The sequence below is a fragment of the Citrobacter sp. CK180 genome, assembly GCF_030333655.1.
GTDB lineage: Bacteria > Pseudomonadota > Gammaproteobacteria > Enterobacterales > Enterobacteriaceae > Citrobacter_B > Citrobacter_B koseri.
Genome location: NZ_JAOWFM010000054.1, coordinates 97995 through 115848, shown reverse-complemented (window position 1 = coordinate 115848; position 17854 = coordinate 97995). Strand labels below are relative to the sequence as shown.

At 58.7% G+C, this 17854-nt stretch carries 7 protein-coding genes; all 7 read left to right on the top strand.

The genetic code is table 11. The features are described 5' to 3' along the window. Positions 1-25 precede the first annotated feature (25 nt). Complete coding sequence (gene irp1, locus OGV50_RS17320; protein ID WP_286488657.1) at positions 26-9517, top strand: yersiniabactin polyketide synthase HMWP1; 9492 nt, start codon at positions 26-28, stop codon at positions 9515-9517. Beyond that, positions 9514-10614: a yersiniabactin biosynthesis oxidoreductase YbtU gene (gene ybtU, locus OGV50_RS17315; RefSeq protein WP_032440153.1), complete on the top strand. Its 1101-nt coding sequence runs from the start codon at positions 9514-9516 to the stop codon at positions 10612-10614. Before irp1 ends, ybtU begins: the two co-directional genes overlap by 4 nt. Then, positions 10611-11414, top strand: coding sequence for a yersiniabactin biosynthesis thioesterase YbtT (gene ybtT / locus OGV50_RS17310; protein ID WP_032440154.1), 804 nt, complete (start codon positions 10611-10613; stop codon positions 11412-11414). Before ybtU ends, ybtT begins: the two co-directional genes overlap by 4 nt. A 3-nt stretch (positions 11415-11417) precedes the next feature. Next, positions 11418-12995 (top strand): yersiniabactin biosynthesis salycil-AMP ligase YbtE, encoded by a 1578-nt coding sequence (gene ybtE / locus OGV50_RS17305; RefSeq protein ID WP_286488656.1) that lies wholly within the window; start codon positions 11418-11420, stop codon positions 12993-12995. 130 nt (positions 12996-13125) lie between these two features. Further along, the gene (fyuA, locus tag OGV50_RS17300) at positions 13126-15147 is read left to right on the top strand and encodes a siderophore yersiniabactin receptor FyuA (RefSeq protein ID WP_071258495.1); all 2022 of its coding nucleotides are present in this window, start codon (positions 13126-13128) and stop codon (positions 15145-15147) included. Between the two features lie 413 nt (positions 15148-15560). Continuing rightward, positions 15561-16676, top strand: a complete 1116-nt coding sequence (locus OGV50_RS17295) for a zinc-binding dehydrogenase (RefSeq protein WP_286488655.1) — start codon at positions 15561-15563, stop codon at positions 16674-16676. A gap of 65 nt (positions 16677-16741) precedes the next feature. Next, positions 16742-17755 carry a zinc-dependent alcohol dehydrogenase family protein gene (locus OGV50_RS17290; RefSeq protein ID WP_286488654.1) on the top strand — a complete coding sequence of 338 codons (1014 nt, stop codon included), beginning with the start codon at positions 16742-16744 and terminating at the stop codon, positions 17753-17755. Positions 17756-17854 lie beyond the last annotated feature (99 nt).

Below are 17854 nucleotides of genomic sequence, written 5' to 3'. Positions count from 1 at the left end.
TGAATCTTAGGAAACGGGACCGATTATGGATAACTTGCGCTTCTCTTCTGCGCCGACAGCAGATTCCATTGATGCATCGATCGCTCAACACTACCCGGACTGCGAACCTGTCGCGGTTATCGGCTACGCCTGCCATTTTCCTGAATCGCCGGATGGCGAAACGTTCTGGCAAAACCTGCTGGAAGGTCGTGAATGCAGCCGACGCTTTACGCGCGAAGAGCTTCTGGCCGTCGGTCTGGATGCCGCCATCATTGACGATCCTCATTATGTCAATATCGGTACGGTGTTAGACAACGCCGACTGCTTCGACGCCACCCTGTTTGGCTATTCGCGACAGGAAGCGGAGTCGATGGACCCGCAGCAGCGCCTGTTTTTGCAGGCGGTCTGGCATGCGCTGGAACATGCCGGTTATGCCCCCGGCGCCGTCCCCCATAAGACCGGCGTTTTCGCCTCTTCCCGGATGAGTACCTACCCCGGTCGCGAAGCATTGAACGTGACAGAAGTCGCGCAGGTAAAAGGTCTGCAATCTCTGATGGGCAATGATAAAGACTATATTGCCACCCGCGCCGCGTACAAACTCAACCTGCACGGCCCGGCGTTATCGGTACAGACCGCCTGCTCCAGCTCGCTGGTTGCCGTGCATCTGGCCTGTGAAAGCCTGCGCGCAGGCGAATCCGATATGGCGGTTGCCGGCGGCGTGGCGCTCTCTTTCCCTCAGCAGGCGGGCTACCGCTACCAGCCCGGAATGATTTTCTCTCCTGACGGTCACTGTCGTCCTTTTGACGCCTCGGCTGAGGGCACCTGGGCCGGTAACGGTCTCGGCTGCGTGGTGCTGCGTCGCCTGAGAGACGCGCTGCTATCAGGCGATCCGATTATCTCGGTGATCCTCTCCAGCGCGGTCAACAACGACGGCAACAGAAAGGTCGGCTATACCGCCCCTTCCGTCGCAGGGCAACAGGCGGTCATCGAAGAGGCGTTAATGCTGGCGGCCATCGACGACAGGCAGGTAGGTTACATTGAAACCCACGGCACCGGCACACCGCTGGGCGACGCGATTGAAATTGAAGCGTTACGCAACGTCTATGCGCCTCGCCCGCAGGATCAGCGCTGTGCGCTCGGTTCCGTGAAAAGTAATATGGGGCATCTGGATACCGCGGCGGGCATTGCCGGACTGCTGAAAACCGTTCTGGCAGTCAGTCGCGGGCAAATTCCACCCTTACTGAATTTTCACACCCCCAACCCGGCGCTGAAACTTGAAGAGAGCCCCTTTACCATACCGGTGTCGGCACAGGCATGGCAGGACGAAATGCGCTATGCGGGCGTCTCCTCCTTTGGTATTGGCGGCACCAACTGCCATATGATCGTCGCCTCGCTGCCCGACGCGCTCAACGCGCGCCTCCCCAATACGGATAGCGGCAGAAAAAGTACCGCGCTGTTGCTCAGCGCCGCCAGCGACAGCGCGTTGCGGCGGCTGGCGACGGATTATGCCGGGGCGCTGAGAGAGAATGCGGATGCCAGCTCTCTGGCCTTCACAGCCCTGCACGCGCGCCGTCTCGATCTTCCCTTCCGCCTGGCGGCGCCATTAAACCGTGAAACCGCCGCTGCGCTCAGCGCCTGGGCCGGTGAGAAATCGGGGGCGCTGGTTTACAGCGGCCACGGCGCCAGCGGCAAGCAGGTATGGCTGTTTACCGGCCAGGGCTCGCACTGGCGCACTATGGGTCAGACAATGTACCAGCACTCAACGGCGTTTGCCGACACGCTGGATCGCTGTTTTTCCGCCTGTAGCGAAATGCTTACGCCGTCACTGCGCGAAGCGATGTTTAACCCCGATTCGGCGCAGCTGGACAATATGGCCTGGGCGCAGCCAGCGATTGTCGCGTTTGAAATCGCGATGGCGGCGCACTGGCGCGCTGAAGGACTGAAGCCAGACTTCGCCATTGGGCATTCCGTCGGTGAATTTGCCGCTGCCGTTGTCTGCGGACACTATACGATTGAACAGGTCATGCCACTGGTTTGTCGACGCGGCGCGCTAATGCAGCAGTGCGCAAGCGGCGCGATGGTAGCGGTATTTGCAGACGAAGACACGCTGATGCCGCTGGCTCGCCAGTTTGAGCTGGATCTCGCCGCCAACAACGGTACGCAACATACGGTATTTTCCGGGCCGGAAGCCCGTCTCGCGGTATTTTGCGCCACGCTCTCGCAGCATGACATTAACTATCGTCGCCTGAGCGTAACCGGTGCGGCGCACTCCGCTTTACTGGAGCCGATACTCGATCGGTTCCAGGACGCCTGCGCGGGGCTGCACGCAGAGCCGGGGCAAATACCGATTATTTCCACGCTCACCGCCGACGTCATTGATGAGTCAACGCTCAACCAGGCGGATTACTGGCGCCGACACATGCGCCAGCCGGTGCGTTTTATCCAGAGTATTCAGATAGCGCATCAGCTCGGCGCCCGCGTTTTTCTGGAGATGGGGCCCGATGCCCAGTTGGTTGCTTCCGGGCAGCGCGAATACCGCGATAACGCATACTGGATAGCCAGCGCCCGGCGTAACAAAGAGGCGGGCGATGTCCTCAATCAGGCCCTGCTCCAGCTTTACGCTGCCGGCGTCGCCCTACCGTGGGCCGACCTGCTGGCGGGCGATGGACAACGTATCGCTGCGCCATGTTATCCGTTTGATACTGAGCGTTACTGGAAAGAGCGCGTCTCCCCGGCCTGCGAGCCTGCCGACGCAGCGCTGTCTGCCGGGCTGGAGGTGGCGAGTCGCGCTGCGACAGCGCTCGATCTCCCCCGCCTGGAAGCGCTTAAACAGTGCGCCACGCGCCTGCACGCCATCTACGTCGATCAACTGGTACAACGCTGTACCGGCGATGCCATTGAAAACGGCGTGGACGCCATGACCATCATGCGCCGTGGACGTCTGCTGCCCCGCTACCAGCAGCTACTCCAGCGCCTGCTGAATAACTGCGTGGTCGACGGCGATTACCGCTGCACCGACGGGCGATACGCTCGCGCCCGCCCCATTGAACATCAACAGCGGGAATCGCTGCTGACGGAACTTGCCGGTTATTGTGAAGGTTTTCAGGCTATTCCCGACACCATCGCCCGTGCCGGCGATCGGTTATATGACATGATGAGCGGCGCGGAAGAACCAGTGGCGATTATCTTCCCGCAAAGCGCCTCCGACGGCGTGGAGGTGCTGTATCAGGAATTCAGCTTTGGCCGCTATTTCAACCAAATCGCCGCCGGGGTATTACGCGGCATTGTCCAGACGCGTCAGCCCCGCCAGTCGTTGCGTATTCTTGAAGTTGGCGGCGGAACCGGCGGCACCACCGCGTGGCTGCTGCCGGAACTCAACGGCGTTCCGGCACTGGAGTACCATTTCACCGATATCTCGGCGCTGTTCACCCGCCGCGCCCAGCAGAAATTCGCCGACTATGATTTTGTGAAGTATAGCGAGCTGGATCTCGAAAAAGAGGCGCAGTCTCAGGGTTTCCAGGCACAGTCTTACGATCTTATCGTGGCGGCGAACGTGATTCACGCCACCCGCCATATTGGCCGCACGCTCGATAATCTGCGCCCCCTGCTCAAGCCGGGCGGGCGCCTGCTGATGCGCGAAATCACCCAGCCAATGCGTCTGTTTGACTTCGTTTTCGGCCCGCTGGTTCTTCCGCTACAGGATCTCGACGCCCGCGAAGGTGAGTTATTCCTCACCACCGCTCAGTGGCAGCAACAGTGCCGCCACGCCGGATTCAGCAAAGTGGCGTGGCTACCGCAGGATGGCAGCCCGACCGCCGGGATGAGCGAACATATCATTCTCGCCACGCTGCCCGGTCAGGCGGTTAGCGCCGTAACATTCACCGCGCCATCAGAACCCGTGTTGGGGCAGGCGCTGACGGATAACGGTGATTATCTCGCCGACTGGTCTGATTGCGCAGGTCAGCCCGAACGGTTTAACGCCCGCTGGCAGGAGGCCTGGCGTCTGCTCTCACAGCGTCATGGCGACGCTCTGCCTGTGGAACCGCCCCCCGTCGCCGCCCCGGAGTGGCTGGAGGAGGTTCGCTTAAGCTGGCAAAACGAAGCCTTTTCCCGCGGTCAGATGCGCGTTGAAGCCCGTCATCCTGATGGCGAGTGGCTGCCGCTATCGCCCGCCGCGCCTCTTCCTGCGCCGCAGACGCATTATCAATGGCGCTGGACGCCCCTCAGCATCGCCAGCGTTGACCATCCGCTTACCTTCAGCTTCAGCGCCGGTACGCTTGCGCGCAGCGACGAGCTGGCGCAATACGGCATCATTCACGATCCGCACGCCTCTTCGCGACTGATGATTGTTGAGGAGAGCGAGGATACGCTGGCCTTAGCGGAGAAAGTGATAGCAGCGCTCACCGCCAGCGCAGCCGGATTGATTGTGGTTACTCGCCGCGCGTGGCGAGTCGAGGAAAATGAGGCACTCTCTGCGTCCCATCACGCGCTATGGGCCTTGCTTCGCGTCGCGGCCAACGAACAGCCGGAACGGTTGCTTGCCGCCATCGATCTCGCCGAAAACACCCCGTGGGAAACGCTGCATCAAGGGTTAAGCGCAGTCTCACAATCACAGCGCTGGCTTGCCGCGCGGGGTAACACCCTCTGGCTCCCTTCACTGGCGCCCAATACGGGATGCGCCGCCGAATTACCGGCAAACGTGTTTACCGGCGATAACCGCTGGCATCTGGTGACCGGAGCGTTTGGCGGATTAGGCCGCCTTGCCGTGAACTGGCTCAGAGAAAAAGGGGCGCGACGCATCGCCCTGCTGGCGCCGCGCGTGGATGAGTCATGGCTACGCGATGCGGAGGGCGGGCAGACGCGCGTCTGCCGTTGTGATGTGGGCGATGCCGGGCAACTGGCCACGGTTCTTGACGATCTGGCGGCCAACGGCGGCATTGCCGGAGCGATTCATGCCGCTGGCGTATTGGCTGACGCGCCCTTGCTGGAGCTTGACGACCACCAGCTGGCCACCGTTTTCGCGGTAAAAGCGCAGGCGGCAAGCCAGCTGTTGCAAACCCTGCGCAACCACGACGGACGCTATCTTATTCTCTACTCTTCCGCTGCCGCCACCCTCGGCGCGCCGGGTCAGAGCGCCCATGCGCTGGCCTGCGGCTACCTGGACGGGCTGGCCCAGCAGTTTTCCACCCTTGATGCGCCGAAAACGCTCTCTGTCGCCTGGGGCGCATGGGGAGAAAGCGGTCGGGCGGCCACGCCGGAAATGCTGGCGACGCTCGCCAGCCGTGGTATGGGCGCGTTAAGCGATGCCGAAGGCTGCTGGCACCTGGAACAGGCGGTGATGCGCGGCGCCCCGTGGCGACTGGCGATGCGCGTTTTTACCGACAAAATGCCCCCGTTACAACAGGCTCTGTTTAACATCAGCGCCACAGAAAAAGCCGCAACGCCTGTCATTCCTCCTGCTGATGACAACGCCTTTAACGGCAGCCTGAGCGATGAAACGGCGGTGATGGCATGGCTGAAAAAGCGGATTGCGGTTCAGCTAAGGCTGAGCGATCCGGCGTCACTGCGTCCAAACCAGGATCTGTTGCAACTCGGCATGGACTCGCTGCTCTTCCTTGAACTCAGTAGCGATATTCAGCACTACCTGGGCGTACGCATCAATGCGGAACGGGCGTGGCAGGATCTGTCTCCTCATGGACTCACGCAGCTTATCTGTTCTAAGCCAGAGACGACGCCTGCCGCTTCGCAGCCGGAAGTGTTGCAGCACGACGCCGACGAGCGTTATGCGCCCTTCCCTTTGACGCCCATTCAGCACGCCTACTGGCTGGGGCGAACCCACCTCATTGGCTATGGCGGCGTCGCCTGTCACGTTCTGTTTGAGTGGGATAAACGCCACGATGAGTTCGATCTCGCCATACTGGAGAACGCATGGAACCAGCTTATCGCACGCCACGACATGTTGCGCATGGTGGTTGATGCCGACGGGCAGCAGCGAGTCCTGGCGACAACGCCGGAGTATCACATCCAGCGCGACGATCTGCGCGCGCTTTCCCCGGAAGAACAGCGCATCGCGCTGGAAAAACGGCGGCATGAACTGAGCTATCGCGTTTTGCCTGCCGACCAGTGGCCTCTTTTTGAGCTGGTGGTCAGCGAAATCGACGATTGCCATTACCGCCTGCACATGAACCTCGACCTTTTGCAGTTCGATGTGCAGAGTTTTAAAGTCATGATGGACGATCTGGCGCAGGTCTGGCGCGGTGAAACGCTGGCGCCGCTCGCTATCACCTTCCGTGATTATGTAATGGCTGAACAGGCGCGCCGACAGACATCGGCATGGCACGATGCCTGGGATTACTGGCAGGAAAAACTGCCGCAATTGCCTTTAGCGCCAGAGCTGCCGGTGGTTGAAACACCCCCGGAAACGCCACACTTCACCACCTTCAAATCGACGATCGGCAAGACAGAATGGCAGGCCGTGAAACAGCGCTGGCAGCAGCAAGGCGTCACACCGTCTGCCGCGCTGCTCACGCTGTTTGCCGCCACCCTTGAGCGCTGGAGCCGCACCACGGCATTTACGCTGAACCTGACGTTCTTCAATCGCCAGCCGATCCATCCGCAAATCAACCAGTTGATTGGTGATTTTACCTCCGTCACGCTGGTTGATTTTAACTTCTCAGCGCCGGTGACGTTGCAAGAGCAGATGCAACAGACCCAACAGCGCCTCTGGCAAAACATGGCGCACAGTGAAATGAACGGTGTTGAGGTGATCCGTGAGCTGGGCCGCCTGCGCGGGTCACAACGTCAACCGCTAATGCCGGTGGTGTTTACCAGTATGCTGGGGATGACGCTGGAAGGCATGACTATCGATCAGGCGATGAGCCATCTGTTCGGCGAACCCTGCTATGTGTTCACGCAAACGCCGCAGGTCTGGCTGGATCATCAGGTCATGGAGAGCGACGGCGAGTTGATGTTTAGCTGGTACTGCATGGACAACGTGCTGGAACCCGGCGCTGCCGAGGCGATGTTTAATGACTATTGCGCCATCCTGCAAGCCGTCATCGCCGCCCCTGAAAGCCTGAAGACTCTCGCCAGCGGCATCGCCGGGCACATTCCCCGTCGACGCTGGCCGCTGAACGCGCAGGCGGACTACGACCTGCGGGATATTGAGCAGGCGACGCTCGAATACCCCGGCATCCGGCAGGCCAGAGCGGAAATAACCGAACAGGGCGCGTTGACGCTGGATATCGTAATGGCCGACGATCCGTCGCCATCAGCGGCGACGCCTGATGAGCACGAACTCACCCAACTGGCGCTGCCGTTGCCTGAGCAGGCGCAGCTTGATGAGCTGGAGGCGACCTGGCGCTGGCTGGAGGCGCGTGCGCTACAGGGGATCGCGGCTACGCTAAATCGTCACGGCCTGTTTACCACGCCGGAGATCGCCCATCGCTTTAGCGCAATAGTACAGGCGCTGTCCGCGCAAGCGTCTCACCAGCGTCTGCTGCGCCAGTGGCTACAGTGTCTGACGGAAAGAGAGTGGTTAATCCGCGAGGGTGAAAGCTGGCGCTGCCGCGTTCCGCTCAGCGAGATTCCTGAGCCTCAGGAAGCGTGCCCGCCAAGCCAATGGAGCCAGGCGCTGGCGCAGTATCTGGAAACCTGCATCGCCCGGCACGACGCCCTCTTCTCCGGGCAGTGTTCTCCGCTGGAATTGCTGTTCAACGAGCAGCATCGCGTGACTGACGCGCTGTATCGCGACAACCCCGCCAGCGCCTGTCTGAATCGCTATACCGCGCAGATTGCCGCCTTGTGCGGCGCAGAACGGATTCTGGAGGTTGGCGCCGGAACCGCAGCCACTACCGCGCCGGTGCTGAAGGCCACGCGGAACACGCGACAGTCGTACCACTTCACGGACGTCTCCGCGCAGTTCCTCAATGACGCCAGAGCCCGTTTCCATGATGAATCGCGGGTGTCTTATGCCTTGTTCGACATCAACCAGCCGCTGGATTTCACCGCCCACCCGGAGGCGGGTTACGACCTGATCGTTGCCGTCAATGTGCTCCACGACGCCAGCCATGTCGTCCAGACATTGCGCAGATTAAAACTGTTGCTGAAAGCCGGCGGACGTTTGCTGATCGTTGAAGCGACGGAGCGAAACAGCGTATTCCAACTGGCGAGCGTGGGCTTTATTGAGGGATTAAGCGGATACCGCGATTTCCGCCGCCGAGATGAGAAACCGATGCTCACCCGCTCCGCATGGCAGGAAATTCTCGTTCAGGCCGGGTTTGCAAACGAGCTGGCGTGGCCCGCGCAGGAATCGTCGCCGCTGCGCCAGCATCTGCTGGTGGCGCGTTCGCCTGGCGTAAATCGCCCGGATAAAGAAGCCGTGAGCCGCTATTTACAGCAGCGCTTTGGCACCGGTCTGCCCGTTTTACAGATCCGGCAAAGAGAAGCGTTATTTACGCCGCTGCATGCCCCGTCTGATGCGCTGATTGAGCCAGCCAAACCCACGCCAGTTGCCGGGGGGAATCCGGCGCTGGAAAAACAGGTGGCTGAACTCTGGCAATCGCTGCTGTCTCGCCCCGTGGCAAGGCATCACGACTTTTTCGAACTGGGCGGCGACAGCCTGATGGCGACAAGGATGGTCGCGCAGCTAAACCGGAGAGGGATTGCCAGGGCTAACCTTCAGGATCTGTTCAGCCATTCGACGCTGAGCGACTTCTGCGCCCATCTACAGGCGGCTACGTCAGGAGAGGACAACCCGATACCCCTTTGCCAGGGCGACGGCGACGAAACCCTGTTTGTCTTCCACGCTTCGGACGGCGATATCAGCGCCTGGCTGCCGCTCGCCAGCGCGCTGAACAGGCGTGTTTTCGGCCTGCAAGCAAAATCGCCGCAGCGCTTTGCCACGCTTGACCAGATGATCGATGAGTATGTCGGGTGCATCCGTCGCCAGCAGTCTCACGGCCCTTATGTGCTGGCGGGTTGGTCGTATGGCGCGTTTCTCGCTGCGGGCGCCGCACAGCGCCTGTACGCCAAAGGCGAGCAGGTTCGGATCGCGTTAATCGATCCCGTGTGCCGACAGGATTTCTGTTGCGAAAAACGGGCGGCCCTGCTGCGCCTGTTAGCCGAAGGACAAACGCCTCTGGCGCTGCCCGAACATTTCGACCAGCAGACGCCCGACAGCCAGCTTGCCGACTTTATCAGCCTCGCTAAAACGGCCGGTATGGTGTCGCAAAACCTGACGCTGCAAGCGGCAGAAACGTGGCTCGACAACATCGCGCATCTGCTGCGTTTACTGACTGAGCATACGCCGGGCGAAAGCGTTCCGGTCCCCTGTCTCATGGTGTATGCCGCCGGGAGACCCGCGCGCTGGACGCCAGCAGAAACCGAGTGGCAGGGCTGGATAAACAACGCCGACGACGCTGTGATTGAAGCCAGCCACTGGCAAATCATGATGGAAGCCCCCCACGTTCAGGCTTGTGCGCAACACATTACGCGCTGGCTTTGCACAACCTCAACGCAACCGGAGAACACGTTATGATGCCGTCCGCCTCCCCAAAACAACGCGTACTGATTGTGGGCGCCAAATTTGGCGAAATGTACCTGAATGCTTTTATGCAGCCCCCGGAGGGGCTGGAACTGGTCGGCCTGCTGGCGCAGGGAAGCGCCCGCTCAAGAGAGCTGGCCCATGCGTTTGGCATTCCGCTGTATACCTCGCCGGAACAGATAACCAGGATGCCGGATATCGCCTGTATTGTCGTGCGTTCGACCGTCGCCGGAGGAACCGGTACGCAGCTTGCCAGACACTTTCTGACGCACGGCGTACACGTCATTCAGGAGCATCCCCTCCACCCGGATGACATCAGTTCCTTACAAACGCTGGCGCAGGAACAGGGCTGCTGCTATTGGGTAAACACGTTTTATCCGCATACGCGCGCGGGACGCGCATGGCTTCGCGATACGCAGCAGCTGCGTCGCTGCCTGGCTAAGACGCCGCCGGTAGTCCACGCCACCACCAGCCGACAGTTGCTCTACTCCACGCTGGATTTGTTGTTGCTGGCTCTGGGCGTTGATGCCGCCGCCGTGGAGTGCGACGTGGTTGGCAGCTTTAGCGATTTTCACTGTCTGAGACTCTTCTGGCCGGAGGGAGAAGCCTGTCTGCTGCTTCAGCGCTATCTCGATCCTGACGATCCAGATATGCATAGCCTTATCATGCACCGCCTGCTGCTGGGCTGGCCGGAAGGTCATCTTTCGCTGGAGGCGAGCTACGGCCCCGTCATCTGGTCATCCAGCCTGTTTGTCGCAGACCATCAGGAGAACGCCCACAGTCTCTACCGCAGACCGGAGATCCTGCGCGATCCGCCGGGTCTGACGCGCAGCGCGGCGCCTCTGAGCTGGCGCGACTGCTGCGAAACCGTCGGGCCGGAGGGCGTCAGCTGGTTGCTACACCAGTTGCGCAGCCATCTGGCGGGCGAACATCCACCAGCGGCCTGCCAAAGCGTACATCAGATCGCGTTATCACGTTTATGGCAGCAGATTTTACGTAAGACCGGCAATGCGGAGATCAGACGCCTGACGCCGCCGCACCACGACCGGTTAGCCGGTTTCTACAACGATGATGATAAGGAGGCGCTGTGACGCAATCTGCAATGTGCATCCCGCTGTGGCCCGCCCGGAACGGCAATACTGCGCATCTGGTCATGTGCCCTTTCGCTGGCGGCAGCAGTAGCGCGTTTCGCCACTGGCAAGCTGAGCAACTGGCTGATTGCGCGCTTTCTCTGGTGACCTGGCCGGGGCGCGATCGCCTTCGCCATCTGGAACCGCTCAGAAGCATTACGCAACTGGCGGCACTGCTGGCGAACGAACTGGAAGCGTCCGTATCGCCTGACACGCCGCTTTTACTCGCCGGGCACAGCATGGGAGCGCAGGTGGCGTTTGAAACCTGCCGACTTCTGGAGCAACGGGGGCATGCGCCGCAAGGACTGATTATTTCCGGGTGCCATGCCCCGCATCTGCATTCTGAACGCCAGCTCAGCCATCGCGATGATGCCGACTTTATCGCTGAACTGATAGACATTGGCGGATGTTCTCCTGAACTGCGGGAAAACCAGGAATTAATGTCGCTGTTTCTTCCTCTTCTGCGCGCTGATTTTTACGCCACCGAGAGCTATCACTACGACTCGTCCGACGTCTGTCCGCCGCTGCGCACGCCTGCGCTGTTATTGTGCGGCAGCCACGATCGCGAAGCCTCCTGGCAGCAGGTCGATGCCTGGCGTCAGTGGCTGAGCCACGTTACAGGCCCGGTGGTGATTGACGGCGATCATTTCTATCCCATTCAACAAGCCCGGTCCTTTTTTACGCAGATTGTCCGCCATTTTCCCCACGCATTTTCTGCAATGACCGCGTTGCAAAAACAGCCCAGCACTTCAGAAAGGTGACGCATGAATTCTTCCTTTGAATCTCTGATTGAACAGTATCCCTTACCCATTGCCGAACAGTTGCGCCACTGGGCGGCCCGTTATGCCTCGCGAATTGCCGTCGTTGATGCAAAGGGGTCGTTAACCTACAGCGCGCTTGATGCACGGGTTGACGAACTTGCCGCAGGTCTGTCATCACTGGGTTTGCGTTCGGGGGAACATGTGATTGTGCAGCTTCCCAACGACAACGCGTTTGTTACCCTGCTGTTCGCCTTGTTAAGACTGGGCGTTATCCCCGTGCTGGCGATGCCCTCGCAACGTGCGCTGGATATCGACGCGCTGATTGAGCTGGCGCAACCCGTCGCTTACGTTATTCACGGGGAAAACCACGCAGAGCTGGCCCGACAGATGGCGCACAAACACGCCTGCTTGCGTCATGTTCTGGTCGCTGGAGAGACCGTGAGCGACGATTTTACGCCGCTCTTCTCCCTTCACGGTGAGCGGCAGGCGTGGCCGCAGCCTGATGTTTCCGCCACCGCGTTGTTGTTGCTCTCAGGCGGCACAACCGGCACGCCCAAACTCATCCCGCGCCGACATGCCGACTATAGCTATAACTTCAGCGCTTCTGCTGAACTGTGCGGCATCAGCCAACAGAGCGTGTATCTCGCCGTCCTCCCGGTGGCGCATAACTTTCCGCTGGCCTGCCCCGGCATTCTGGGAACGCTTGCCTGCGGCGGAAAAGTGGTGCTGACCGACAGCGCCAGCTGTGATGAGGTGATGCCTTTAATCGCGCAGGAAGGCGTGACTCACGTCGCCCTGGTTCCGGCGCTGGCGCAATTATGGGTGCAGGCCAGGGAGTGGGAAGACAGCGACCTTTCGTCGCTGCGCGTCATTCAGGCGGGCGGCGCCCGGCTCGACCCGACGCTTGCTGAGCAGGTTATCGCCACCTTTGACTGTACCCTGCAACAGGTCTTCGGTATGGCGGAAGGCCTGCTCTGTTTTACCCGGCTGGACGATCCGCATACCACCATTCTCCACAGCCAGGGGCGCCCGTTATCCCCTCGGGATGAAATCCGCATCGTTGATCAAGACGAGAACGACGTCGCGCCGGGCGAAACCGGGCAATTGTTAACGCGCGGCCCTTATACCATTTCGGGCTATTACCGCGCCCCTGCCCACAACGCGCAGGCTTTTACCGCGCAAGGGTTTTACCGCACAGGCGACAATGTCAGGCTGGATGAGGCGGGGAACCTGCACGTTGAGGGGCGCATAAAAGAGCAGATCAACCGCGCCGGAGAAAAAATAGCCGCGGCTGAAGTGGAATCGGCACTGATGCGTTTAGCGGAAGTGCAAGATTGCGCGGTGGTCGCCGCGCCGGACACGCTGCTTGGCGAGCGGATTTGCGCGTTTATCATCGCGCAGCAGGTGCCAACTGACTATCAGCAGTTGCGTCAACAACTGACCCGTATGGGGCTCAGCGCGTGGAAAATTCCTGACCAAATCGAGTATCTGGACCACTGGCCGCTCACCGCCGTCGGCAAGATAGACAAAAAACGCCTGACGGCTCTCGCCGTCGACCGTTATCGCCATTCAGCCCAATAAGCGCAAACCGACCCGAAACAGGTTGAAATAAACCCGTTTCGGGTAGCACCACTATTAGAAATAGTTATCATTTTCAATTCACCATTGTCGGTATTTTTGGCGTTTCGCCGTCTTACAGGGACTCACAACAATGAAAATGACACGGCTTTATCCTCTGGCCTTGGGGGGATTATTGCTCCCCGCCATTGCTAATGCCCAGACTTCACAGCAAGACGAAAGCACGCTGGTGGTTACCGCCAGTAAACAATCTTCCCGCTCGGCATCAGCCAACAATGTCTCGTCTACCGTTGTCAGCGCGCCGGAATTAAGCGACGCCGGCGTCACCGCCAGCGACAAACTCCCCAGAGTGTTGCCCGGGCTCAATATTGAAAATAGCGGCAACATGCTTTTTTCGACGATCTCGCTACGCGGCGTCTCTTCAGCGCAGGACTTCTATAACCCCGCCGTCACCCTGTATGTTGATGGCGTCCCTCAGCTTTCCACCAACACCATCCAGGCGCTTACCGATGTGCAAAGCGTGGAGTTGCTGCGAGGCCCACAGGGAACGTTATATGGCAAAAGTGCTCAGGGCGGGATCATCAACATCGTCACCCAGCAGCCGGACAGCACGCCGCGCGGCTATATTGAAGGCGGTGTCAGCAGCCGCGACAGTTATCGAAGTAAGTTCAACCTGAGCGGCCCCATTCAGGATGGCCTGCTGTACGGCAGCGTCACCCTGTTACGTCAGGTTGATGACGGCGACATGATTAACCCCGCGACGGGAAGCGATGACTTAGGCGGCACCCGCGCCAGCATAGGGAATGTGAAACTGCGTCTGGCGCCGGACGACCAGCCCTGGGAAATGGGCTTTGCCGCCTCACGCGAATGTACCCGCGCCACCCAGGACGCCTATGTGGGATGGAATGATATTAAGGGCCGTAAGCTCTCACTTAGCGATGGTTCACCAGACCCGTACATGCGGCGCTGCACTGACAGCCAGACCCTGAGTGGGAAATACACCACCGATGACTGGGTTTTCAACCTGATCAGCGCCTGGCAGCAGCAGCATTATTCGCGCACCTTCCCTTCCGGTTCGTTAATCGTCAATATGCCTCAGCGCTGGAATCAGGATGTGCAGGAGCTGCGCGCCGCAACCCTGGGCGATGCGCGTACCGTTGATATGGTGTTTGGGCTGTACCGGCAGAACACCCGCGAGAAGTTAAATTCAGCCTACGACATGCCGACAATGCCTTATTTAAGCAGTACCGGCTATACCACCGCTGAAACGCTGGCCGCATACAGTGACCTGACCTGGCATTTAACCGATCGTTTTGATATCGGCGGCGGCGTGCGCTTCTCGCATGATAAATCCAGTACACAATATCACGGCAGCATGCTCGGCAACCCGTTTGGCGACCAGGGTAAGAGCAATGACGATCAGGTACTCGGGCAGCTATCCGCAGGCTATATGCTGACCGACGACTGGAGAGTGTATACCCGTGTAGCCCAGGGATATAAACCTTCCGGGTACAACATCGTGCCTACTGCGGGTCTTGATGCCAAACCGTTCGTCGCCGAGAAATCCATCAACTATGAACTTGGCACCCGCTACGAAACCGCTGACGTCACGCTGCAAGCCGCGACGTTTTATACCCACACCAAAGACATGCAGCTTTACTCTGGCCCGGTCGGGATGCAGACATTAAGCAATGCGGGTAAAGCCGACGCCACTGGCGTTGAACTTGAAGCGAAATGGCGGTTTGCGCCAGGCTGGTCATGGGATATCAATGGCAACGTGATCCGTTCCGAATTCACCAATGACAGTGAGTTGTATCACGGCAACCGGGTGCCGTTCGTACCACGTTATGGCGCGGGAAGCAGCGTGAACGGCGTGATTGATACGCGCTATGGCGCACTGATGCCCCGACTGGCGGTTAATCTGGTCGGGCCGCATTATTTCGATGGCGACAACCAGTTGCGGCAAGGCACCTATGCCACCCTGGACAGCAGCCTGGGCTGGCAGGCGACTGAACGGATGAACATTTCCGTCTATGTCGATAACCTGTTCGACCGTCGTTACCGTACCTATGGCTACATGAACGGCAGCAGCGCCGTCGCGCAGGTCAATATGGGTCGCACCGTCGGTATCAATACGCGAATTGATTTCTTCTGATCCTTTAAATAAACAGGGATGCCGTGACGGCATCCCTGACGCGCTTATCCCGCCCAGGGCAGCTCCGCCCAGGTTATCAATTGCCACATCCCCCCTGCCTCTTTGTCTATGATGTACGTTTAAGAGGATGCTATGGGTGTACAGAAATCTTCGCCTGAAAAGGTAGTATTGGAAGGTGTTATCCCTGGAACATCCCGTCTATCGCCCCCTCATTTGCGATGCAAATAACAATTGATCTTTACCCATTCAAGCTAAACCTGATTACTCAGTAAAACCAGGCAATGTCTTTTCCTTGTTTCGAAAACGATTTCCTTAAATGTGCGCTTATGGTGACTAAAAACTACACTTGTACTTAAATTTAAGTGTACACTCTTTACGAAAACGTTTTCGATAAATAACGACAGGAGATGAGTATGAGCTGGAGTGGACGTGCAATACGCTCGACGATTGATAAAAGCGGTGAACTTGTGCTGTCTCTGGAGCAGGTCGAACTGACCGAACCGGGCGACGATGAGGTGATCGTCAGGATCGAGGCGACCCCGGTTAACCCCAGCGACAGCGGCATGCTGTTAGGCCCGGCGGATCTATCTGATATTCGGGAATTCGACAGCCGTGTCACGATGACTGTCCCATCAGAACGTCTGGCGGCTATCGCTGGCCGCCTGGGACAACCCATGCCTGTTGGAAACGAAGGCGCGGGTACCGTCGTGGCCGCAGGGAAAAATGCACAAGTCTTTATCGGTAAACGTGTCGGGATGTCCGGTGGTGGTATGTACGCCGATTACCGCAGGACAGATATGCACAATCTGATTGTGCTGCCCGAGGGCGTGGAAGCAGCCGATGGCGCCTCTATTTTTATTAATCCACTCACCGCACTCGGTTTTGTGGAGACGGCACTTCGGGAAGGCCATAAAGCGCTTGTTCATACCGCAGCGGCATCGAATCTTGGTCAGATGCTACAGCGCATCTGTCTGGCCGATGGTATTCCGTTAATCAATATCGTGCGCACCACTGAGCAGGAAAAGATCCTGCGCGAACTGGGTGCGACTTATGTGCTCAACAGCAAAGAGCCTGATTTTGCTGCCCGGTTGACCGATGCGATTGAAGAGACCGGCGCGACCGTTGCTTTTGATGCCATCGGCGGCGGCAAACTGGGTATTGAAATTATAAATGCTATGGAGCGCGCGGCCGCCCGCAAAACCGCAGCCTATAGCCGCTACGGTTCCACTCTCTTTAAGCAGCTGTATATCTATGGCGGGCTGGACAGTGCCCCGACAGTCCTCGATCGTGGCGGGCTCGGCTATGCCTGGAGCATATCGGGATGGCTGCTGTTTAACTATCTCAACACGGTTTCCCCGGCGGTTCTTCAGCAACTGCGCCAGCGGATCGTCGATGAACTGACGACCACCTTCGCCAGCCACTACACGCGGACCATCGGCCTGGCCGATCTGCTTGATCCTGATGTCTTACGCGCGCTTGAACGCAAAGCGACGGGCGAAAAATTCCTGATTGATCCGCGAGTGGGCTGAATGCCCACCTGCGAAAAACCCACTTTAATCAGAATAAGCCTTCTCATGAGGCATGGAGAATCCGCATGACAAATTTAGTGAAAATTATCCGGTTCCACGAAAAAGGAAGCGCAGATGTTTTACGTATCGATGAGCTCACTCTACCGGAACCAGGTCCGGGTGAAGTTCGCCTGCGGGTAAAAGCCATTGGGCTGAACCGCGCCGAGGTGATGTTCCGCGAAGGGCAATATTTCCTGGAACCTACTCTACCATCAAACATTGGTTATGAAGCCTCCGGGATTGTCGAGGCGGTTGGCTCGGGCGTGGATACAGGGCTTATCGGGAAAATCCGCTCCACAGTTCCCGCTTTCCCACTTAATCAATACGGCGTGTATGGCGAAGTCGCTATCGTGCCCGCCGAGGCGCTCGCCGCGTATCCTGAGCGCTTATCATTCGAGGAAGGAACAAGTATCTGGATGCAGTACATCACAACCTACGGTGCGCTGGTGCATAACGGCCATGTCACCAAGGGCGATTACGTCGTGCTGACAGCAGCAACCAGCTCCATTGGGATCGCGGCAATTCAGATTGTTAAAGCAGAGGGTGGGATTGTCATCGCGACCACGCGCGGCGCCGACAAACGGGATGAACTGATTGCTGCCGGGGCGGATCACATTATCGTGACTAGCGAAGAAGACGTTGCAACCCGAATTATGGAAATCACCCAAGGCGCTGGCGCGCGGATCATTTTTGATAGCGTAGCTGGTTCCGGTCTGGCCGAACTGGCGCGCGCGACGGCCAAAGATGGCCTGATCATGATTTACGGTAACCTTGCGCCGGAATCGACACCGTTCCCGATTTATGAATCCTGGGGTCAGGGAGCGCAGGGTAAACCATTCAAAATGATGGGCTATACCATGTTCTCAATTACCGGCGACCCGGTCGCGCTCAAAAACGCGGAACGCTACATTTTCGAGAAGCTGGAGAGCGGGCAGCTGAAACCGCGCATCGACCGCACCTTCCCGCTTTCCGAAATCGCCAATGCACACCGCTATATGGAAAAAGGTCAGCAAATCGGGAAAATTGTTGTCGTGATTTGAGGTTGAGCCTTCGTAAAAGGAGGTTGCGAATCAGCTTATCTGTACTTCGCTGATTTGGGCGCGTTGATTCCCAAATTATTTCCATAGACAAATAAAGCC